This is a genomic window from Candidatus Rhabdochlamydia porcellionis, from assembly GCF_015356815.2.
GTDB classification, from domain to species: Bacteria; Chlamydiota; Chlamydiia; order Chlamydiales; family Rhabdochlamydiaceae; genus Rhabdochlamydia; species Rhabdochlamydia porcellionis.
The window spans coordinates 403,610-424,166 of the sequence record NZ_CP075585.1 but is presented as its reverse complement, the minus strand read 5'-3'; the positions used below and the strand labels follow the sequence as shown (position 1 = coordinate 424,166).

Genomic DNA, 20,557 nt, shown 5'->3' with positions numbered 1-20,557 from the left:
TAGCTCAAATTAAACCTTCTTGCGTCTTGAATCAGAAGGCGAACCAAAACAGCACTAGCTGTAATCGTTCTGAGATTTAAGACGCACTTTGTACAAAAGCTAATTTTGATAAGCGCAGATCGATCACCTTTTCTCTCAGACGTAAAAAGGGCTGATTCATCTGTAATACTACCCTCTTTTTTTCTTGCTCAATCAATTCTTCTTTTAAATTCAAATAATTCATAAGTTGTTCTCTGTAATTTTTTGTGCCTAAACGAAGAAGATGAGGAAAGATCATTTGTTGTTCCAGTCCATTTTTCCATTGTACAATGGTATTATCCACTGTTAGAACAATCTCTCTTTTACCACAACTAGAAGCAAATGCGTGAGAAAGATCGATACGCACTACATTGGATAATCCCACTTCATGAATCAATTGAAGTAAAGAAAAAGCTAAATTTACATAAGTACCAACCATGGCTTCTTTCCATCTTACAACAGGTTTACCAGGGTCCGTAGATCGTCTGCCAAAAGAAGACAATCCAAAGTAGATATACGGCAGGTTTTTAGGAGAAAGAAAAGGATAAAAAGGGAAAGGATAACCTGCTTTATCCATTACTACATTTTCGTAATCCTCAACCCATGCAACTGGTTGACGAATCGTATAATCTATATAAAGAGTGGCAGGCTTTAATACCTTTACATCCGCCTGAGCAATTAAAGGAGAAGAAAGTAAACGCTGTTTAGCTATCTCTTCATTAAAAAAAATCATACTAGTTGGAACATCGCGAGAAATTTGCAAAATTTCCGCTAGATATTCTGTTTTTAAAGCCTCTTTTTGGGGACCTGTTTGGATAATGGAGTGGATTTGATTATCATAGTTAAAGGCTTTTTGGTATTTTTTTTTTAAATGCTGCTTTAGATAAGCAAAAGACCCTCCTGTACACAGAAGCGTAGAAACAATAATCCAACCAATTGCATAAGAAAGAGGCAGCCGTGTAGAGAGTTTTAATCGAGATATCATCTAAAGATTTTCCATAATATCATAAAACAGGTTACTGATGTCTCCAGCCCCCATAGTTATTAAACAATCCCCTGTTTGTAGGATTTTTACAAGCTGACAAGATAATTTGCTGCGAGAGAAGTAATAAGCAGGGCGTTTAATTTCCTTGTTAATTTCGCGTAATAAAAGCTCTTCATCAATCTCTTTAATAGGAGCCTCTCCAGCTGCATAAATATCTGTAATAACCACTATATCCGCAGCTTTAAAAGCAGCCCCAAACTCATTTAAACAAGTCAGGGTGCGCGAATAACGATGAGGTTGAAAAACCAAAACAATCCTTGCAGATCCTACTGCATTTTTTATAGCTCTTAAAGTTGTAAGGATTTCCGTAGGATGATGAGCATAATCATCATAAAAAATGATCCCTTTTGCTTCTCCTTTATACTCTAAACGTCGATTTATCCCTTTAAAGCTCATAAAAGCACTGCGGATTTTTTCTTCCATCATCCCTAATTTAAGACAAAGACCAAATACTGCAGATGCATTGAGTATATTATGCCTACCTATTATGGGTATTTCTATCTCTTTATAACGTTTATTTTCAAAACAAATAGTAAATATATTTCTCCATTTATCTTGACGATGACTTTCTATAAATAGCGCATTTTTTTTATCAAACCCATAGCTATTCCCTTTGGTTACCATCTCCGATAACCAGGGATTATCCCCATACCAAAAAAAATGCTCCCATGAGATAATTGATTCAATAAACTTCTGGAATCCCCTAACCAATCCATTCATTGTTTGCCAGTAATCAAGATGGTCATGATCGATATTTGTGATAATTGCTCCGAAAGGAGTATATTTTAAAAAAGACCCATCGCTCTCATCTGCTTCTGCAATAAAATAACGCCCTTTTCCATAGCCTGCATTAGTATTTGAACCACGGATAAATCCCCCTATTGCAAAACTTGGCTGCATCTCTTTTTCAAGCAAGATATGAGATAAAAGAGAAGAGCTTGTGGTCTTTCCATGAGTTCCTGTTACTAATAGAGCTTCTTGAGGCTGCATAATTAAGGCGAGTAGATCAGATCTATGTAAAATACTAAGTTTATGCGATTTTGCAAACATAAGCTCTGAGTTATCAGAAGAAATAGCGCTGCTGTAAACAACAATAGCATCTAAAGGAATCTGCTCTTTTTTATGTCCAATAAAGATCTTTGCTCCTTTTTTTTGCAATCCACTTGTAATGTAAGAGTGCACGGTATCGCTTCCACTAACCATTGCGCCTTTTTCTAGAGCAATTAACGCCAAACCACTCATTCCAATCCCACCAATACCAATGAAATAATAGTGTTTGTTATACATGTAGAGTCTCTATAATGAGGTCACTCATTTCTCTTTTTTTACTCTTGAGATTTTGTAGAGAAATACGCATTTGCTCTCCTACTTCTGGATTTTTATAAAATGTATCTAAAAACTCTAGGATTACTCTTTGCATGTCGATTCCCTCTTCAACTACATAAGCTGCGGATAGACGCTCCAGAAACAAAGCATTTTCTTTTTGATGCTGCTCTGTTGCATAAGGATAAGGAACAAGTATTGCAGGCACTTGGTAGTGAATGATTTCAGCTATTGTAGCAGCCCCTGATCTACAAAGAGCTAAATCTGCCGCACAAAAGACTTGGCTCATATTTTTCTCAAAGGGTTTAATGAATGCGGGGATATTACGCTTTTTACAAAACTGCTCTACTTCAATAGATATTGATCTACCAGCTAAATGGATGATCTGAAAAGCTATCTCTTTAGCAAGTAAGTGCTCGCAAATATTTAATACAGAATGATTAATAGCAGATGCTCCTTGAGAACCTCCAAAAATCAAAAGAGTAAAACGACGAGGAGCTAATTGAAGTTGCTCTCTTGCCTTTACTTGCGATAGAGTAGACTCTTTTGCCCTTAAAGGCCAAGCCACTTCTATCAGATTTCCTTTGATTTTCTTTGCAAGAGGTAGATGAATTGCAGTATGAGTAGCAAAAGAAGAAAAAAACCTGGTTACTTTTCCTGCTACTGTATTCGATTCGAATAGCATGAACGGTCTTTTTTGCAATTTTGCTGCACATAAAATAGGAAAAGCATGAAAACTGCCAAAGCCGATGATCAGATCGGGTTTAAATCCTTTAAGAAAAAAACAACTTTGAGCAACAGCTTTAAGCAAAGAATATAATGCCCCTAAACACTTGGTTAATCCTTTCTGAAAAGGTGTTTTGGCCAAAATTTCATGAAACTTAAAACTCTTTCTATCAAAATATAAATTTTCTTTTAACCCAGATCCAACAAAGAGAACTTCTATCTCTTTTTCTTGTAGCTTCTTAGCAATCTCTTGTGCGGGCAAGAGATGTCCACCTGTTCCTCCTGCAGCGATTATCACTTTTTTTTTAATCATCATTTTTCAGTTGTTGTTTAGCTTCTTCTGCTACTTTTACAATAACGGTTAGTGCAAGCATATTTGCAATTAAAGAGGACCCTCCTTGGCTAAAAAAAGGAAGATTCGTACCTTTGCTAGGTAATAATCCTGAAACTATGCCTAGGTTTAAAAAAGCTTGAAAACAAATCAGAAAGGTAAAGCTTGCCACAAGATAAAACCCACCGATTTCCTTTACCTGCAATGCAATGGCAAAACCGCAAAATGCTACTATAGTATACAGAAAAATCAGAATACTCATTCCGATAAAACCACACTCCTCTGCAAAAATGGCTGCAATATAATCACATCTTGCCTCTGGAAGATATTCTAGCTTTTGTAAACTCTCTCCGATTCCTCTACCAAATAACCTACCAGAGCCTGCTGCAATTCTTGCTTGATAAGGTTGATGTCCCTTGCCTTTTAAATCATATTCTGGATGTAAATAGATCTTTAATCGATCTGACACATGAGGCATCTGTGAAGCAACCACAGCACCTATGCAGCAAATAATGGCTAAAGGCAATGCCCAGTATACCCACTTGATCTGACTTAAGATAAATAAAACAATTAAAGCAGAGAGGATAATGGCCACTGTTCCATTATCAGGCTCAACTAAGATTAAGCTTAAAGGAATACAAATAATACCTAGCAAACGTAAAAATTGCATCCAATTCAAAGAGCTTTTTTGTTTAGTGACTGTATAGACATAATACAAAGGGATTATATACTTGACAAATTCCGAAGGCTGTAAAGAGTTCCCAAACAGACTAATCCAACGACGAGCTCCATTGAGTTTAGGCCCAAATACCAAAACAAGAATTAAACCCATAACCCCTAAAAAAAGTAGCAATGGGCTCAATGACAAAAGAGATCGATATCCCACCGACCAAATAGTAATTACGCCTATTGCGCTTACAGCTGCATAGAGAAGTTGTCTTACTAATGCATAATAAAGGCTACGGTCTGAAAAACGATCTAGAATTTGTGCAGAGGTTGTATTAAAGACCATCACAAGGCCTAATACAAAAAGCACAGAAATAGAGCTGAGCATGATAAAGACGTAACGATTCATGAAATCGATCCTTGAAAACAAAAGCTATTAACGAATACGCAATTTATCCCCAGGTCGTAGTTTTCGAGCTTTTTCTTCACTCATCTCATTAAGATTCAAAAGATTCTCTAGTTTAATGTTATTTTTTTTCGCAATAGTCGAAGGATTATCTCCTTCTTTCACAATATAGTATTGTGTTGTCTCTTCCAAAACAGGGCTTGCAGTATGATTAGAAGGAATTTTCAGAACCTGGCCAATACGTAAGTGAGATGTTTGCAGCCCGTTTAGTCGCATAATTTCATGAACCGTAGTATGATATTGGCGTGCAATTTTTTCCAACATATCCCCTTTTTTAATAGCAATCTCCATATGTCTAGTCAATTTTTCCGTGTTTTCCAAAATAGCAGCTTGTCTAGGTTCCTCTGCAATAATAGGGTTTTGGATGGCTATAGGTTGTTCTACAGTATTTAAGCGTTGTTTTGCAAATTGTTCTAAAGCGTGATCTACAGCATCTCCTTTTTGAATAACTGCTTCTTTTTTAGGAGAAACATCTACAATAGGCTTAAGTAGCTCTACTGACTGATAGTATGTATCATGCATAGGAGATTTTAAAGCGCTGGCAAATAAAATAATTAATAATCCTGCATTAACCAACACAGCAATAATAATGGTATCTTTACGACTCATAACTCTTAAATCTCCCCATCTCTTAATAAGCGCACTTGATACTGAAATTCTTTTCCCCTATGAGCATAGTCACAAAACATATCAAAACTTGCACATCCTGGTGAAAGTAAGACGCTCTCTTTTTCCTTAGCAAGCTTTTTTGCCATAATTACCGCTGATTGCATAGAATCAACGCATATAACGGGAACAAAAGGATGCAGCTCTTGCTGTATTTTTTTTGCTGCTAAGCCAATTGCTATAATTTGTCTTACTTTCCCTGAAAAAGGTTTTTTCCAGAGCGCATATGAGCTCCCCTTATCAACTCCTCCAGCAATCAGGATAACTTCTTTTTTCATTGCGCGTACAGCACAAATAACTGCATCTATATTTGTGCCTTTACTATCATCATAGTAATCAACTCCAGCAATAGAAGCTATATATTCCAATCTGTGTGGAGGCCTACAAAATGTAGTTAAAGCTTTCGTAAATTGTGCGTGGGAAATACCAAAAGGTTTACAAAGAGCCCAAGCTGCTAATGTATTTTCCCTTTCATGCTCTGGATATTCTCTATATAGTATCGATGAAAAACATTCAAGATCTTTTTGATAAAAACCTAATGTTTGGTATTCCTTTTTTTCCAAAAGAAAACCAAACCGCTCTATCACTTTCTCATGCACAAACAAAAAACCTCTCTCTTTTATACAATTTTGTAGACGCAGTTTTGTTCTAGCATAGATCTCCACATCAGGATAACGATCTAAATGATCTGGTGTAATATTAAGGATAATTGCATGATCAAAAACAGAAGAGCTCAGAGTTTCTAGCTGAAAAGAGCTCAATTCCACTACAAGAACTTCTGCTTTTTTAGAAGTAAGCACATAAGAGCAAAGAGGCATACCAACATTTCCTACTGCTTTTGCACAAATTCCGCTTGTATTAAAAACATGTTCTATTAGTAGAGTTACAGTGGTTTTACCATTGGTTCCTGTCACTGCTATTAAAGGCTCCGAAAGAAAAGGTAGGGCTAATTCCATCTCTGTAACAATAGAAATACCCCTATCTTTGGCAGTCGTATAGATTATATGTTTAGGATCAACTCCTGGTGAAATTACACATTGGTCTATTTCTTTCCAACAAACAGCTCTAAGATCAAAAATACGCTTTAAGCCGAGCTTTTCTAAATAAGTAACTTCTTTAGAATCCAAGTAATCATCAAAGGCACATACGTTTTTTTTATGCGATAGAAGTAACTCCGCAGCAGCTCTCCCGCTTTTTCCCAGGCCTAAGATAAGAGTACTTTTCATAAAACCCTCTAAACATCAAAAACTTAAAGTTTATGCTTATTTTCTACTAAAACTACAAGACTTGTTATTTAAAAACTACAGAGATGCTAAGGATTTCATGATCTGCTTAATCCTTTAAAGGGTGGTTTACATGACTATAATATCACCTGCGTGAAAGAGACAATATTTCCTTTTATCTTGATTTAAAGTGGGTCAGAAGTCAGGAGCTACTCCTCATAAAACCTTAAAAGCTATCAGAAATTTTAAGTTTCTGATAGCTTTTAAGCAAAGTTACATATAAAAAACTTCTTTTCAGATAAAAATTTATTGCGCACTGTTTGAGCTGCTAAAATTATTTGCTTTAAACTATGCTATGCAAAACTTTTTATACAATATTCCTGCCATTACTTTTTCATCTTCAGAAAAACTCTCCGTTTTTTCGTAAAGATAGTGAGCTAGAAAAAGGCCTCTTGCTTTTTTTGGATGTTCTTTTTCTTCTATAAGATATTTTATATGAGAGTACATGATCTGTGCTAAAGGTACGGCAGTTGTTTTTGTTTTGACAAAAGACTCCGATACCTTTCCTTTTAAAAACTCTTTAGCTTTAGAGAGCTTATCTTTAGATTCACTATTTTGCGATAAATATATCGTTGCCAAATAAAGTTCACTTGTTGCTTTTTCTTGTTCTGAAGGTTTTGATTGTAAAATTTTCTTAAATGCTTTTTTTGCCTCTTTATAACAACCTTCTTTAAAGAATTTTTTTGCTTTCTCTAAAGAATTTAAAGGCTCCGATTCACTGTTCAACAAATTTCTCATTCTTCTTATAGTACTGGATCGATTTTTATAAGATGGATTAAAGTCCATTTCTTTATTATTAGTAAAAGGTTTCCTTAACACAGAGCTGGCCCGATTTCTATAACCTGAAACAGTATTAGCTCGCCTTCTATGCATTGAAAGAGCGTCGACTTGACTGCTCAAACAATCTATACGCGTTGAAAGAGCTTCGATATCTGAATGTTTAACACGCTTTCTTGAAGCGGAAGTAAAAGATCTTCTAAAACTAGTTGCCCAATTGTACTTAGGCTTATTAAATTCATTTAATATGTTTGTATCCATATATAACCCTTAAGTTTAAAAATATTTTTTAATTTAATTATTAACTATTTATTAACTATATTTAATAATATTAACTATATTTAATAATAACATATATAAATAATAACATAAAATATATTATTTTTAAAAAAAAATATTATATTTATTAAAAATAATAATTAAGGATTAATAATAAAAAGATTTATTAAATATTTTTAACTTATTCGAATTGTTGCAAATCTATAAATTAAGATTACAAACTAATATCTATCTAATTCAAAATTAAAGCTTTAAATCTTAATTTTTATATAGCGTATTATTAAGATTTTATAGTTTATAAAAAATTTGCGAAAAACAGCTTATTCATTTCTGATCTAACTTGAAAAATGATCTATAGAAAGATAGTTTACTTAAGTCTTGAGCTTAACTAATTGAAAATAAGAAAGATAATCTATGATTATCAGCTAGAAAACCCTAATGCTGAGCTTATAAAGCATCCCTATTGAAATTTTAAAGAGGCCAACCCAAATAAGGCTAAAATCAAACCAATAATCCAAAAGCGAATAACCACTTTTGTCTCAGACCAGCCCTTATACTCAAAATGATGATGAAGAGGTGTACATAAAAAAATACGTTTGCGGTTACGCAATTTGTAACTTCCTACCTGTAAGATCACAGAGAGGGTCTCTGCAACAAATACTCCTCCAACTAAGGCTAAAAGAAGCTCTCTTCGTAATAAAACAGCAGAAAAGCCAATGATTCCTCCTAGAGATAGTGAACCGATATCCCCCATAAAGACCTGTGCTGGGAACCCATTATACCATAAAAATCCAAGAGTTGCGCCAATAACAGCAAATAAATAGATAGCTATTTCTCCGCTTTGTTCAATGTATAAAATATTTAGATAACGAGCTATTTCTTTATTATTTGATAAAAAGGCAACAATTCCTAATACAACTGCTACCATAATCAAGCAGCCTGAGGCTAGACCATCTAATCCATCTGTTAAGTTCACCGCGTTGGAAGATCCAGTGATTACAAATACGCTTAAGAAAATCCCCAGAAATAAGCTTAAGCCCGTTAGTTTAAATAAGGGCTTTTTGATAAAAGGAACAAAATAATAGCCCATGTATTGCTGTGTATTTAATACTTTCCATTCTCCTTCTGTTTTGCTTTTTTTAATCCATTCTTTAGCAATAGGTGGACGCAAGAGATCTTCTTGTGTAAGCTGGGGTAGATATAGATAGCTGCAAATTCCCAAGGTAATAAATAGCTGCATGAGCAATTTGGTGCGCGCCTTCATCCCTTTGGAATTTTTTAACTTCATTTTTAAATAATCATCAATTCCACCTATAGCTGCTAGACCCAGAGTAAGTAAGCAGAGCATAAGGGTAAAGCTACTCGTCCAATCCATCCATAAAATAAGAGAAATTAGCGCTGAAAACAGAAGAAAAATACCTCCCATAGTTGGGGTATCCTTTTTTTTTTGATGAAGCTCTGCTAAGAGAGGGCAATCTTCTACACGAATCGACTGCCCTGTTTTTAAAGCATAGAGCCTTCTGATACAGTAAGGGCCTACCCAAATCGCACATAACAAAGAGCTCAATGCTGCTAGCATCATCCGAGTAGAAGAGTAGGTAAAAACCGAATGTAATGGAATTCCTAAACTGCTTAAATATTGATAAATGAAAAGAATCACGGATACACTCTTAAGTTGTTCATGAATGTTATCTTAATCTAGAAGATAAAAACATCGCAATTCTAATCCAAAATGCGCCATAATTGATGAGAATTTGCACCTTTAATCAAAACAACATCACCATAACCTGCAAAAGCATGCACAGCTTTGTATAAGTCTTGAAAATCATGGTATAGATAAGCTTTACGTTTATTCTTAATAAATAACTCTACCATTAAAGAGCAATCTTTTCCTAAACAAAGCAATATATCGGTTACTTCTAAAGCGTATTTAGCCACTTCCAAATGGCATGCTGCTGTAAACTCTCCGAGCTCTTTCATATCCCCTATTACAGCAATGGTTTTCCCTTTAGACTTTGGCAAGGACTTAAAAGCTGCTTTCATAGAAGACACACTCGCATTATAAGAGTCATCAACAAAAATAATCCCTTTTTTTTCTATGATAGTAAATCGATGAGAAATGGTTTTAAGTCGCTTGGTTTGTTCAATAATCTTTTTCCAACAAACGCCAAATTCCCTAGCAACTAGAGCAGAGCCACAAAAATCTTCCCATAAATGCTCTGCTTGAAACGGCAAAGAAAAAAAAGAAGAACAACTAGTTTTTTCAATCAAATAAAACTTTTCCCCATGAGCTTGTAAATAGAGATCTATTCCTTTTGATAAACCATAATTTTTTTTGGGCAATAAATGATTTTTAATAGCGGAAAAATTTCCTACATTAGGCCCTAAAATAGCAAGACGTGTTTTATTAGATGACAAAATTTCAGCCTTTGCTTGGGCAATAGCTTCTAGACCTTCTGGAAAATAAGCACTATGAGCTAAACCTATGTTGGTAATTACAACAATCTCTGGAGGAGTAATAGATACAAGTTTAGCTATTTGCCCTTTTTGATTCATTCCCATTTCTACAACAAAGATATCAGCTTTTTTATCTGCATTTAATAAAGCAAGAGGCACCCCTATTCGAGAATTGGCATTGCCGGGGGTTTTTGCAACTTTAAATTGCGCAGATAAAAGTGTTGCAATAAACTCTTTAATAGTTGTTTTCCCTACAGACCCAGTAACTGCAATAACACGAGTATGCCTCTTTGAAAATATAACCCGTGCCAAAAGATGCAATGCATTCATGACATCTTCTACGGCCAATAAAGATAAACCATAGCTTGGCCCTTTATATCTTTTGGATACAACAGCTGCTACTGCCCCTTTTTTTGCTGCTTCTTCTAAAAAAGCATGGCCATCTACCCTATCTCCAGACAGAGCAAAAAATAGATCTCTTGGCTCAATTAACCTACTATCTTGACGAAATCCTTCGATGGAAGTCAAGTTAGAGGAAAGTATGCCTAAACAAGCTGCAATTTCTTTACAAGTATACATTTGTATGAAAGAGTAACTAAATGAAGATTTTAATCATTAAAAAACTTATCCTTGACCCTTTTATACTTAATACAGCATAATTTTTTGCAAATTCCTAAGGTGGCATGGCCAAGTGGTAAGGCAGGGGCCTGCAAAGCCCCGATCCTCAGTTCGAATCTGAGTGCCACCTTTTATCTCTACTAAAGACCATGTTATATGTAGTTTCAACTCCTATTGGCAATTTAAAAGATTTTTCCTTTCGCGCACTTGATGCACTTAAAAAATGTGACTATATCTTATGTGAAGACACTCGTCATAGCCAAATCCTCTTAAATCATTATTCGATCAAAAAACCCCTAAAAAGTTTTCACCGTTTTAATGAAAGAATGAAACTCGATAACATTTTAGAAGATTTAGCAAATGGAAAAAATGTAGCACTTATTTCCGATGCAGGAACTCCTGCAATTTCAGACCCTGGTCTACAACTTATCTCTACATGTCGCCAAAAAAAAATTCCTATGACAGTGATCCCAGGAGCTTGTGCTTTAATTGCCGCTCTTGGATTATCTGGTTTTTCATCTACTACTTTTCAATTTCTAGGGTTTGTTCCTAAAAAAGAAAAAGAAAGGGTTCTAATTCTTAAGATAGCATTAGCGTATAAAGGGACTAGTATCTTCTATGAGACTCCTCATCAAATACAAAAAACCCTGTCTCATTTACAAAAACTAGATAATACAAGGTTTCTTTGTATTATAAGAGAAGCAACCAAACTACATGAGGAGAGTTTGTTTGGAGAAGCCAGTATCTTACTCGGTCATTTTCAAGCACATACCCCTCGTGGAGAAATCGTCTTATTAATTTCAGAAAATCCACAAGAGTGCTGTCTAACAGGCAATGTCATTTCACATATTAACATACTACAAGAAGAACTACATCTTAGTCGTTCTGAAGCTGTTAAAATAGTCGCCAAATTGCATCAGCTTCCTAAAAGAGAAATTTATAAAGAAAATCTTGATTTTTAAGGCAACTAATTGCAAAATAAGCTTTCTCTTTTTATACTTCTTCTATTAGAAATAATCACTATTATGCCACTCTGTATGACAATCACTTTTAACTAGGAGATAGTTATGTCAACACTTAAAGAACTGATTTTTGAAGAAGAAGCCAGAAATAAATTACTCGAAGGAATAGATCAACTTGTAGATGCTGTTTGTCATACATTAGGTCCTAAAGGAAGCAATGTAGCTATAGAATCTTCTTGGGGAGCTCCTAGCATTACCAATCATGGAAGTGATGTAGCTAAAGAAATTGAGCTAAAAGATCAATATACAAACATGGGAATTGCTTTAGGTAAAGAAAGCGCTGCAAAAATGAAAGATCTGTGCGGAGATGGAATAACCACCTGTTTGATTTTACTACGCGCAATTGCAAAAAATGCTGCTAAACAAATTACATCAGGATCAAGCCCTGTTCACTTAAAACGAGGAATAGAAAAAGCGCTTGACACCATTTTACATGCTTTGAAGACAAATTCCATTACCATTGAAACCCAAAAAGAAATACAAAATATAGCAACGGCCTCTGCTTCAGGAGATAAGGCCATTGGAACTTTTATTGCTGAAGCCATCGAAAAAGTAGGGAAAAATGGTGTTATTACCATAGAAGAGAGTAAAGGAATTCACACAACGGTTGAAATAGCTAAAGGAATGCAATTTGATCGTGGCTATATCAGTTCCTCTTTTTGCACAAAAGAAGATGCACTATGTGTAGAGCTACATAACCCTCGAATTTTAGTCACAGATAAAAAGATCTTATCTGCTCAAGAATTGCTGCCTATTTTACAATCTATTGCCACTTCTTCTTCTGAATTATTGATTATTGCAGAAGATGTGGAAGCAGATGCTCTTTCCACATTAGTGATTAATAAATTAAAGGGAATACTTAAAGTGAGTGCAGTAAAAGCCCCTGGTTTTGGAGATAATCGCCAGGAAATGCTCAAAGATATTGCTGTATTAACAGGTGCTAAATTTATTTCAAAAGAGACCGGTTTGTCTTTAAAAGATGCTACTTTTGAAGACCTAGGCTCTGCAGAAAAAGTGATTGTGAGCAAAGATAAAACAATCATTATTGCAGATGAGAGCAAAAGTAAAGAGGTAAAAGTACGCATTAAGCAGATTGATTTAGAAATTATAGAAGCTACCTCCTCGTACAATAGAGAAAAATTAGAAGAGCGCAAAGCTAAATTGATAAGCGGAGCAGCGATCATTCGCGTAGGAGGTGCTATTGAAGCAGAAGCCAAACAAAAGCAACAAATATTTAAAGACAGTCTCAATTCTACAAGAGCTGCGATTGATGAGGGAATTGTTATTGGAGCAGGAATCGGGCTTTTAAGAGCTAGTCGCAATGCATGCGTGAACTTAAATGAAGAAGAAAACATGGGAGCACAAATTTTGATCCAAGCTTGTGAAGCTCCTCTTAAGCAAATCATTGCCAATAACGGTCTAGATAGTGCTGTTATTTTTAATGAGATTCTGAGCAAAGAGCCACAATTTGGATTAAATGCCCTAACAGGAAAAGTAGAAGATCTCCTAAAAAGCGGTATTATTGACCCATTGAAGGTTTTAAGATCTGCTCTACAATGCGCTGTATCAACAGCTATTCTCATTCTTTTCTCAGAGGTTTTGATTGGTAATGCTCCTGAAAAAGAATAAAAAGGCTTCTTATTTAGCCTAGGTTTCTTTAGACCTAGGCTGGTTTTATATAAAAAAATTGAAAATAAATACATGAAAAAATAGAGTGAGCATTTAAGAGCACTGGATGAATTCAAGGCTAATCTATGAAAGATCAACTCTCTTTAAAAAATCGCAAAAAGCAAAGAAAAGAAATTCGCTCTGCTCAAAAAAACCCCACCATTCAAGAGAGCCCTCTTGTAAAAATCCCTAAAAAAACCATGCAAAAAAGAAAAGAGTTAATGGATTCTTTTACAAGGCATATGAAAACTAAGAAAGCTAGACATAATACTAAAAACTCCAAACGCACTACACCAGGAATTGGCATTACAACAACCGATGCTCAACCAGCACACACTCATATTGAAGGTGTTCGCTGGATAAAAACAACAATCAAACAAAATCTTGCTCAGCAGAAGATTTTGAATCGCAATGGACCTAAAAAAAAATAAGATTCCTTCTCCTAAAACCTTCTAGTTATTAATAAAATATATTTATTCCATTTTCCATGGAGAAAGCGTAGATGACCAATTAAAATAATTATTTTTTCCCTCATAGTCGTCTGCGATTTCTTTAACCATGTCTTGCCAGATTGCCCATTCTCTTTCATAGTTTTTAGGGTTCTTTTTCATGGATTCTAGTAGATCGACCGTATACGCAATCTTAAAATTACAACGCTCATTAAAAATTTTGCAAAATTCCATGATACAAGAAAAAATATCAGATAAAGAGAGTTACAGGGTTCTTTGCTCTTCCTTGGGAACATGTAGCACAAGACGTATTGCTTCATTCCATTCAGCATGACAATCATAAGTAGAACAAATATCTATAAAGAAAAAAGAATAAAGCTCTAACTTTTGCTCTTCTTCTAGCACTTTGGGTTCCACCAAAAGCTAAATACCGAGAAGAAAAAATATATTAAGATTAAAAGCCTGCCCCACTGAAAATGTCTCTGAGTTTTGTCTTGGAGGTGTTTCCATAATATCCCACATATAGTTGCACTTTTAATAAGAAAGCGTTTGATCTTAGTCTTTAAAAATCAAGTAGAGCAAATTACCTATAGTAAATAGCTTTACATCAAGGAGCACCATGATTCTTCTTCTTTTGTTGAGGAGTTTTCAATCATTTCCAATGGAGAAAAATCCAGGCGTTTACTTAATAGGTTTACTTCTCTTTTCTGAGCTTGAATATCTGTAGCGACATTAGCTTGATGATGTATCTCTCCTACATCTCTAGCAGGAAATCTTAATTCTACAGAATGTGGCTTCCAAGGGTTTTTTATTACCGATTTATTGTAAACCTCTGTTAGACGATCGGCTTGTACTCGTTCTTGGAAGGTGAATGTAGTGTAAGTATAGAGGTTTCTTGGAGCTATTTGGCCTCCTGGGCCTTTTGGATTATTATTAGCTACCCATTTTCTCCACGGTTTATCACGTCCTCCATTAGTAATAAATCCATTTTTAACATGAGCCCAAGCTCGATATCCATCTGGCATGATCTTAGAATACAATTCTACTCCATGGTTATTTACAGCTTCTTTATTGGCTGGATCAGAAACAGCTGCGCGAATGTAAGCTCTGTTTTCTGGAGTGTCCTCAGAAAAGTGTCCATCAGCTTTCCTAAATATATGTAAACGCTGTCCTGGTTTCTCCACAAATGCAGGAACAACCCATGAAACTGGAGGTTTTGGATTGAGGGATTTTGCAGCTGCTTGTGTTATTTGATCATCTCCAGCTGCTGTTAAATGAGGAAAAACAATGAGTTGTTTTTGTTCGGGAACATAAGCTAAATCTATTTGCAAATCTTGCAATCTTTTGAGATTTTTCAAAGAAATAGGATTGCCTGTGCAAGAATTGATGATTTTATCAGAAGGAATATATGTAATCTTTCCATTAAAGTGAGAAACTGTACCTAAGAGCATCTCATTTTTTAGAGTCCATAATCTGGAATGATTGTTTTGGTAATCGATAGTTTCCTTGCAGACAGGAAGCATTCCTCTAAATAGAGAAATGAGTTTTTGAGAACGTTCTGATAACTCTTGTTGAGAAGGAAAAGCAGTATTTGTTTGATGAGAGACATCTCTAAGAAAAGAAAGAGGGGATGTCATAGAAGTTTCTCCCATTTTTTATTGAAAAAATAAATTTATTCCATTTTCCATGGAGAAAGCGTATCTGCCCAATTAAAATAATTATTTTTTCCCTCATGGTCGTCTGCGATTTCTTTAACCATGTCTTGCCAGATTGCCCATTCTCTTTCATGGTTTTTAGGGTTCTTTCTCATGGATTCTAGTAAATCGACCGTATACGCAATCTTAAAATTACAACGCTCATTAAAAATTTTGCAAAATTCCATGATACAAGAAAAAATATCAGATAAAGAGAGTTGTAGGGTTCTTTGCTCTTCTTTGGGAACATGTAGCACAAGACGTATTGCTTCATTCCATTCAGCATGACAATCATAAGTAGAACAAATATCTATAAAGAAAAAAGAATAAAGCCCTAACTTTTGCTCTTCTTCTAGCACTTTGGGTTCCACCAAAGGCCAAATACCGAGAAGAAAAAATATATTAAGATTAAAAGCCTGCCCCACTGAAAATGTCTCTGAGTTTTGTCTTGGGGGTGTTTCCATAATACTCCTCATGCAATTGCTCTTTTCATAAAAAAGCGTTTGATCTTAGTCTTAAAAGAATCAAGAGATAAAAAGATGACACATCAAAACGCAAAAGTCAAATTATTTTTTTGCTTCGTTAATGTAAAATTAAAATGTCCTTTAAGAAATTTCGTTTGCAAGAAATAGAAAAATGAAGATCTCTTGCTCTAACTCCTGTTCACATACCGTAAGAAAAAATGGCTCTATCTACACAGGGAAACAAAAACATCCATGTATTTTTTGCCATAAGCAATGCCTCCTCTTTTCTTGTTCTTGTTTACGCACTTTTGTTTTGACATATTGGCACCAATCTTTTGAATCAAATTGGCCTTTATTTAAAAATCTCGTGATTTTGTTATAGCTTATTTGACCATCCAAAAGACGAGATAGTCCTGTTGTCTGAGCGTTTTGACTTACAAGATAGTCGACGTATATATCAACATGCTTCTATGCATAACATAAGTGAATCAATTCCTGAATTCATTAAAAGTTAGTGAAAAAAAACAAATTTTTTTTGATAAGGTAAAGCAGTAAAATTAAAAAAAATCTATAAATTTAGAACCAAGGTTAATCTAGAGAAATATCTATGCAGCTTCATAGATCTTAAGCATCTAAATGTAAGATCTGAAGTCTTCTTAACTCCTGGATAAAAAACATACATTCTGTTCATCTGTATTTTTAGTTTATAGAGAAGAATTCTCAGATCGGTTAATCTAATGGCTAAAAGTATTTCAAGGTTACCACAATGGTTCGTTGCGCTCATATTTCCGATCTGCATTTTGCAAAACCCTCTTGGAAAATTCATCATTTTTTTTCTAAGAGATGGATAGGGAATGCCAATTTCTACCTACGTAGACGATCTCAATTTTGTTTTGAAAATATACAAGCACTTCCCTTACTCTTTAAACAATTAGAAGTTTCTAAGGTACTGATTACAGGAGATCTAACTACCACCTCTGATAAAAAAGAGTTTTTAATGGCACAAGCTTTTATCCAAAGACTAGAGGAACAAGGCCTTTTAGTATTACTTCTCCCTGGCAATCACGATCAATATACAAAAGCTGATTTTTCCCATAAAACCTATTATCGTTTTTTCCCTTCTCATTTTTCTGAATCTACATGTAATTTAAAAGACGATGGGTTAACAGTTGTCAAAATAGGAAACAAATGGTCTGCTATTTTTTTAGATACCGCAATCGCTACTCCTCCTCTTGCGTGTTATGGTTTTTTTTCACCAGAGCTAGAAAAAAAATTAAAGCAAACCTTAAAGCAAATGCCTAAAGATCACAGCGTGTTAATTTTGAATCATTTTCCTCTCATTTATAATGAAGCTCCTGAAAAAGGCCTTAAACGCTCAGAGGCTTTATGCGATCTCATTAAAGAGTTTCCTCGGGTTAATTTATATCTACATGGGCATACCCATCGTCATTGTATTGCAGATCTTAGACAAAGCAATTTACCTATTATCTTAGATAGTGGATCTATTATAGAAAAAAAAATGGGCTCTTGGAATCTCATTGAACTACATGAAAAGGAATTTTGGGTCGAGAGTTTTAAAATCGTTAACAGCAAATGGCAACCCACTTCTCGCTCTTATTTTAAGGTTAATAATGTCTGAAGAATGGTACAAAGAAGGTCTTAGTTTTCATTGTACAGGATGTGGTAAATGCTGCACAGGATCTCCTGGATATGTATGGATAAGCGATAACGAAGTGGAAGAAATTTCACAATTTTTACAAATAAGTTTTGAAGAATGCATAAAAAAGTACACTCGTAAAGTGGCAGGAAGACTCTCACTTTTAGAAGATTATCGTAGTTATGATTGTATTTTTCTAAAAGATAAGAGCTGTCAGATTTATTCTATTCGACCTAAGCAATGCCGTAAGTTCCCTTGGTGGCCAGAAAATCTAAAAACAAAAAAACATTGGGAAGAAGAAGCCATACGCTGTGAAGGGATAAACCACACTGATGCGCCTTTGGTTTCTTTTGAAGAAATAAAAAAACAATTAGACTCTTAAAAAACGATGGTATATGGCAATTCCGGCAGATATTCAAAAACGTGCTGAGACTTGGCTAAATAGCCCTTTTGATCCTGACACACAAAACCAAGTGCGTTTGCTCATGCAAAAACCGCAAGAGCTCATCGATGCCTTTTTTTGTGATCTTTCTTTTGGAACAGGAGGCATGCGAGGGTTAATGGGAGTAGGGACTAATCGTTTAAATATTTATACTATTCAAAGAGCTACCCAAGGTTTAGCAAATTATATAAATCAACAAAAAAAAACAGGAAAAGTTGTCATTGGATTTGATAGCAGGCATCATTCTAAAGAATTTGCAGAAGAATCTGCAAAAGTACTTGCCGCTAACCAAATTCAAGTCTTTTTAATTAATGAATTGAGACCAACTCCTTATATTTCATTTGCTTGTCGTTTTATGCAAGCAGATGCTGCTATTATGATTACCGCTTCTCACAATCCCGCTCAATACAATGGATATAAGGTTTATTGGAGCGATGGCGGTCAAGTGGTATCTCCACATGATATAGGCATCATGCAAGAAGTAGAAAAAATATCGCAACCCTCACAAATCCATTTAAGTGATCTTTCTAACCCAGTCATCCAACAAATCGGAAACTCTTTAGACCAACCCTATTTACAAGCAATAGCCCCTCTACAGATTTTTCCCGAGCAAGATCATCAAACGGGTAAGGATTTGAAGATTACCTATACAAGCTTACACGGTACAGGCAGTACTATCGTGCCTAAAGCTTTAACACAGTGGGGTTTCGATCAAATCTATCTAGTTAAAGAGCAATGCCAACCTGATGGCTCTTTTCCCACTGTTGCTTTCCCAAATCCTGAGCATAAAGAAACATTTACAATGGGTCTGAAATATATGCTAGATACCAAGTCCGATCTCTTGATTGCAACAGATCCCGATGCAGATAGGATAGGAATTGCAGTTTTACATCGCAATAAACCTATCCTACTCGATGGAAATCAAGTAGCAGCTATTTGCGCAGATTATCTTGCTCAAGTATTGAGTTCAAAGCACAAAATACCAGCTAGAGCAGCAATTATTACAACCATTGTTTCAACACAACTCTTAAAAAGCATTGCAAAGCGCTACAAGATTGAGTATAGAGAAGTTCTTACTGGATTTAAATATATTGGCGAGCTGATTCACAAATGGGAACAATCTCAAGAAAGCCCTCATTTCCTATTCGGTGCTGAAGAGTCTTACGGCTATTTAATTGGCACTCACTCAAGAGATAAAGACGCTATTGTCATGTCTTGTTTACTTGCAGAAATTGCACTATACGCAAAAAAACAAAGCCAAACCCTACAAGATCGTTTAGAAAAAATTTATCAAACATATGGTCTTTTTCAAGAAAAGCAGTTTTCTATAGATTTTGCATCTGGTAAAGAAGGCATGGAAAAGATTGAGAAAATTATGCGGCAATTGAGACAAAACCCACCCAAAGCAATTGCAGGAATAGACGTACTCTATATAGAGGATTATCAAAAAAGAATACATTTTACCTTAGAAACCAAGCAAGAAGAAGCTTTAGAGTTACCTTGTTCTAATGTATTAGCTTTTGGATTAAAAGATCAGAGTCGCTTAATTATACGCCCCTCTGGAACAGAACCTAAAATAAAAATATATCTATCTACTCATCTAGATTCTTATTCTTCATTAGAACGAGGAATTGATCAATGTCAAATTCATTTACATACTTTATTAACCAACTTTAAGCAATTTATCGTATGAATTATGATTTAGCCCTAGTCACTGGAGCTACATCTGGGCTAGGAAGAGCTTTATGTCATGCATTAACTCAAAGAAATATCTCTTTAATTGCAGTGGGTAGAAACGCCCAAAAACTACAACTTCTTGCTAAGGAAATACCAAAGCCGATTCGAACTGTGCAAGTAGATTTGAGCCAATCAAATCAAAGAGCTTCTCTTTGTGCATTGATTCAAGAACTCTGCCCTGATCTTGTGATTAACAATGCAGGATTTGGTTTATACGGCTCTGCTGTACAACAATCCTTAAAACTATTGCAGGAAATGATTCAAGTAAATATACAGGCTGTTATGGAGTGTTCTATAGAAGCTGCTTCAGCGTTAAAAAAAGCTAAAAAACCAGGATTGATCTTAAATATTTCATCAGCTGCTGCTTTTTTTTCTTATCCTAATTTCTCTGTATATGCAGCTAGCAAAGCATTTATCTATCGTTTTTCAGAAGCTCTAGATATAGAGCTATTCGCCTATCATATTCGTGTACTTACCGTCTGTCCCGGGCAAATAGCAACCGATTTTCGTAAAAAAGCCTCTCAAAACTTCCCTCAAAAATCAGATCATCTCACCCTATCTTGTGAAAAGGCAGTACGCCTGATCCTCAAACAAATTAAACAAGGAAAAAGAGTACAAATCATCGATCTAAGGTATCGTTTGATAATTTTTTTAGCTTACCTTATTCCTAAGAGCTTTTTGTTATCTCTCTTACAAAAATCTTTATATAAAAGATACAGAAAAAATTTCTAAATCTTATTTCTTTAAACTCAATAGTCTTTAAGACTCT

Annotated in this window: 20 protein-coding genes and 1 tRNA gene; 8 read left to right on the top strand and 13 right to left on the bottom strand. The window is 35.0% G+C overall.

Going from position 1 to position 20,557, the window contains the following annotated elements:
* Positions 1-76 precede the first annotated feature (76 nt).
* From RHAB15C_RS01985 to RHAB15C_RS01945, 9 genes are all read right to left on the bottom strand, one after another.
* Positions 77-1,003, bottom strand: a complete 927-nt coding sequence (locus tag RHAB15C_RS01985) for a cell division protein FtsQ/DivIB (protein WP_194844964.1) — start codon at positions 1,001-1,003, stop codon at positions 77-79.
* The gene (gene murC, locus RHAB15C_RS01980; protein ID WP_194844965.1) at positions 1,004-2,350 is read right to left on the bottom strand and encodes a UDP-N-acetylmuramate--L-alanine ligase; all 1,347 of its coding nucleotides are present in this window, start codon (positions 2,348-2,350) and stop codon (positions 1,004-1,006) included.
* Positions 2,343-3,428, bottom strand: coding sequence for an undecaprenyldiphospho-muramoylpentapeptide beta-N-acetylglucosaminyltransferase (gene murG / locus RHAB15C_RS01975; protein ID WP_194844966.1), 1,086 nt, complete (start codon positions 3,426-3,428; stop codon positions 2,343-2,345). Before murG ends, murC begins: the two co-directional genes overlap by 8 nt.
* Positions 3,418-4,518 carry an FtsW/RodA/SpoVE family cell cycle protein gene (locus RHAB15C_RS01970; protein ID WP_194844967.1) on the bottom strand — a complete coding sequence of 367 codons (1,101 nt, stop codon included), beginning with the start codon at positions 4,516-4,518 and terminating at the stop codon, positions 3,418-3,420. Before RHAB15C_RS01970 ends, murG begins: the two co-directional genes overlap by 11 nt.
* 27 nt (positions 4,519-4,545) lie before the next feature.
* Positions 4,546-5,184, bottom strand: a complete 639-nt coding sequence (locus tag RHAB15C_RS01965) for a lytic transglycosylase (RefSeq protein ID WP_194844968.1) — start codon at positions 5,182-5,184, stop codon at positions 4,546-4,548.
* A gap of 5 nt (positions 5,185-5,189) precedes the next feature.
* Entirely contained in the window at positions 5,190-6,467 is a 1,278-nt protein-coding gene (gene murD / locus RHAB15C_RS01960; RefSeq protein WP_194844969.1) for a UDP-N-acetylmuramoyl-L-alanine--D-glutamate ligase, read from the bottom strand.
* 345 nt (positions 6,468-6,812) lie between these two features.
* The gene (locus RHAB15C_RS01955; protein WP_194844970.1) at positions 6,813-7,562 is read right to left on the bottom strand and encodes a hypothetical protein; all 750 of its coding nucleotides are present in this window, start codon (positions 7,560-7,562) and stop codon (positions 6,813-6,815) included.
* 478 nt (positions 7,563-8,040) lie between these two features.
* On the bottom strand, positions 8,041-9,240 hold the full coding sequence (mraY, locus tag RHAB15C_RS01950) for a phospho-N-acetylmuramoyl-pentapeptide-transferase (RefSeq protein WP_194844971.1): 1,200 nt from the start codon (positions 9,238-9,240) through the stop codon (positions 8,041-8,043).
* A gap of 62 nt (positions 9,241-9,302) precedes the next feature.
* Positions 9,303-10,616 carry a UDP-N-acetylmuramoyl-tripeptide--D-alanyl-D-alanine ligase gene (locus tag RHAB15C_RS01945; protein ID WP_194844972.1) on the bottom strand — a complete coding sequence of 438 codons (1,314 nt, stop codon included), beginning with the start codon at positions 10,614-10,616 and terminating at the stop codon, positions 9,303-9,305.
* A gap of 98 nt (positions 10,617-10,714) precedes the next feature.
* Here RHAB15C_RS01945 and RHAB15C_RS01940 point away from each other — a divergent pair.
* The 4 genes from RHAB15C_RS01940 to RHAB15C_RS01925 all read left to right on the top strand — a co-directional run bounded on the left by RHAB15C_RS01940 (position 10,715) and on the right by RHAB15C_RS01925 (position 13,776).
* A tRNA-Cys gene (locus RHAB15C_RS01940) sits at positions 10,715-10,785 on the top strand.
* A gap of 19 nt (positions 10,786-10,804) precedes the next feature.
* Complete coding sequence (rsmI, locus tag RHAB15C_RS01935) at positions 10,805-11,617, top strand: 16S rRNA (cytidine(1402)-2'-O)-methyltransferase (RefSeq protein ID WP_194844973.1); 813 nt, start codon at positions 10,805-10,807, stop codon at positions 11,615-11,617.
* Between the two features lie 105 nt (positions 11,618-11,722).
* The gene (groL, locus tag RHAB15C_RS01930) at positions 11,723-13,306 is read left to right on the top strand and encodes a chaperonin GroEL (protein ID WP_194844974.1); all 1,584 of its coding nucleotides are present in this window, start codon (positions 11,723-11,725) and stop codon (positions 13,304-13,306) included.
* 125 nt (positions 13,307-13,431) lie between these two features.
* Complete coding sequence (locus RHAB15C_RS01925; protein ID WP_194844975.1) at positions 13,432-13,776, top strand: hypothetical protein; 345 nt, start codon at positions 13,432-13,434, stop codon at positions 13,774-13,776.
* A gap of 42 nt (positions 13,777-13,818) precedes the next feature.
* Here the strand turns inward: RHAB15C_RS01925 and RHAB15C_RS01920 are convergent, their stop codons facing one another.
* The 4 genes from RHAB15C_RS01920 to RHAB15C_RS01905 all read right to left on the bottom strand — a co-directional run bounded on the left by RHAB15C_RS01920 (position 13,819) and on the right by RHAB15C_RS01905 (position 15,952).
* Positions 13,819-13,956 (bottom strand): hypothetical protein, encoded by a 138-nt coding sequence (locus tag RHAB15C_RS01920; RefSeq protein WP_194844976.1) that lies wholly within the window; start codon positions 13,954-13,956, stop codon positions 13,819-13,821.
* 102 nt (positions 13,957-14,058) lie between these two features.
* Positions 14,059-14,199 carry a hypothetical protein gene (locus RHAB15C_RS01915; RefSeq protein ID WP_194844977.1) on the bottom strand — a complete coding sequence of 47 codons (141 nt, stop codon included), beginning with the start codon at positions 14,197-14,199 and terminating at the stop codon, positions 14,059-14,061.
* Between the two features lie 197 nt (positions 14,200-14,396).
* Positions 14,397-15,431: a hypothetical protein gene (locus RHAB15C_RS01910; protein WP_194844978.1), complete on the bottom strand. Its 1,035-nt coding sequence runs from the start codon at positions 15,429-15,431 to the stop codon at positions 14,397-14,399.
* Between the two features lie 35 nt (positions 15,432-15,466).
* Positions 15,467-15,952, bottom strand: coding sequence for a hypothetical protein (locus RHAB15C_RS01905; protein WP_194844979.1), 486 nt, complete (start codon positions 15,950-15,952; stop codon positions 15,467-15,469).
* Between the two features lie 766 nt (positions 15,953-16,718).
* Between RHAB15C_RS01905 and RHAB15C_RS01900 the strand changes: the two genes are divergently transcribed.
* The 4 genes from RHAB15C_RS01900 to RHAB15C_RS01885 are packed head-to-tail and all read left to right on the top strand — an operon-like array spanning position 16,719 to position 20,520.
* Entirely contained in the window at positions 16,719-17,591 is an 873-nt protein-coding gene (locus tag RHAB15C_RS01900; RefSeq protein ID WP_194844980.1) for a metallophosphoesterase family protein, read from the top strand.
* Positions 17,584-17,991 carry a YkgJ family cysteine cluster protein gene (locus tag RHAB15C_RS01895; RefSeq protein ID WP_194844981.1) on the top strand — a complete coding sequence of 136 codons (408 nt, stop codon included), beginning with the start codon at positions 17,584-17,586 and terminating at the stop codon, positions 17,989-17,991. Before RHAB15C_RS01900 ends, RHAB15C_RS01895 begins: the two co-directional genes overlap by 8 nt.
* A gap of 13 nt (positions 17,992-18,004) precedes the next feature.
* Positions 18,005-19,744, top strand: a complete 1,740-nt coding sequence (locus RHAB15C_RS01890; protein WP_194844982.1) for a phospho-sugar mutase — start codon at positions 18,005-18,007, stop codon at positions 19,742-19,744.
* Positions 19,741-20,520, top strand: a complete 780-nt coding sequence (locus tag RHAB15C_RS01885) for an SDR family NAD(P)-dependent oxidoreductase (protein WP_194844983.1) — start codon at positions 19,741-19,743, stop codon at positions 20,518-20,520. Before RHAB15C_RS01890 ends, RHAB15C_RS01885 begins: the two co-directional genes overlap by 4 nt.
* Positions 20,521-20,557 lie beyond the last annotated feature (37 nt).

What these genes read in the sequence shown, in the direction of transcription:
- RHAB15C_RS01910 (WP_194844978.1), bottom strand. Translation starts at nt 15,431, where the DNA reads ATGACATCCCCTCTTTCTTTTCTTAGAGATGTCTCTCATCAAACAAAT.
- RHAB15C_RS01885 (WP_194844983.1), top strand. Translation starts at nt 19,741, where the DNA reads ATGAATTATGATTTAGCCCTAGTCACTGGAGCTACATCTGGGCTAGGA.
- RHAB15C_RS01965 (WP_194844968.1), bottom strand. Translation starts at nt 5,184, where the DNA reads ATGAGTCGTAAAGATACCATTATTATTGCTGTGTTGGTTAATGCAGGA.
- groL (WP_194844974.1), top strand. Translation starts at nt 11,723, where the DNA reads ATGTCAACACTTAAAGAACTGATTTTTGAAGAAGAAGCCAGAAATAAA.
- RHAB15C_RS01925 (WP_194844975.1), top strand. Translation starts at nt 13,432, where the DNA reads ATGAAAGATCAACTCTCTTTAAAAAATCGCAAAAAGCAAAGAAAAGAA.
- RHAB15C_RS01985 (WP_194844964.1), bottom strand. Translation starts at nt 1,003, where the DNA reads ATGATATCTCGATTAAAACTCTCTACACGGCTGCCTCTTTCTTATGCA.
- rsmI (WP_194844973.1), top strand. Translation starts at nt 10,805, where the DNA reads ATGTTATATGTAGTTTCAACTCCTATTGGCAATTTAAAAGATTTTTCC.
- RHAB15C_RS01945 (WP_194844972.1), bottom strand. Translation starts at nt 10,616, where the DNA reads ATGTATACTTGTAAAGAAATTGCAGCTTGTTTAGGCATACTTTCCTCT.
- RHAB15C_RS01920 (WP_194844976.1), bottom strand. Translation starts at nt 13,956, where the DNA reads ATGAAAAAGAACCCTAAAAACTATGAAAGAGAATGGGCAATCTGGCAA.
- RHAB15C_RS01955 (WP_194844970.1), bottom strand. Translation starts at nt 7,562, where the DNA reads ATGGATACAAACATATTAAATGAATTTAATAAGCCTAAGTACAATTGG.
- RHAB15C_RS01905 (WP_194844979.1), bottom strand. Translation starts at nt 15,952, where the DNA reads ATGGAAACACCCCCAAGACAAAACTCAGAGACATTTTCAGTGGGGCAG.
- murC (WP_194844965.1), bottom strand. Translation starts at nt 2,350, where the DNA reads ATGTATAACAAACACTATTATTTCATTGGTATTGGTGGGATTGGAATG.
- murD (WP_194844969.1), bottom strand. Translation starts at nt 6,467, where the DNA reads ATGAAAAGTACTCTTATCTTAGGCCTGGGAAAAAGCGGGAGAGCTGCT.
- RHAB15C_RS01970 (WP_194844967.1), bottom strand. Translation starts at nt 4,518, where the DNA reads ATGAATCGTTACGTCTTTATCATGCTCAGCTCTATTTCTGTGCTTTTT.
- RHAB15C_RS01900 (WP_194844980.1), top strand. Translation starts at nt 16,719, where the DNA reads ATGGTTCGTTGCGCTCATATTTCCGATCTGCATTTTGCAAAACCCTCT.
- murG (WP_194844966.1), bottom strand. Translation starts at nt 3,428, where the DNA reads ATGATGATTAAAAAAAAAGTGATAATCGCTGCAGGAGGAACAGGTGGA.
- RHAB15C_RS01895 (WP_194844981.1), top strand. Translation starts at nt 17,584, where the DNA reads ATGTCTGAAGAATGGTACAAAGAAGGTCTTAGTTTTCATTGTACAGGA.
- RHAB15C_RS01890 (WP_194844982.1), top strand. Translation starts at nt 18,005, where the DNA reads ATGGCAATTCCGGCAGATATTCAAAAACGTGCTGAGACTTGGCTAAAT.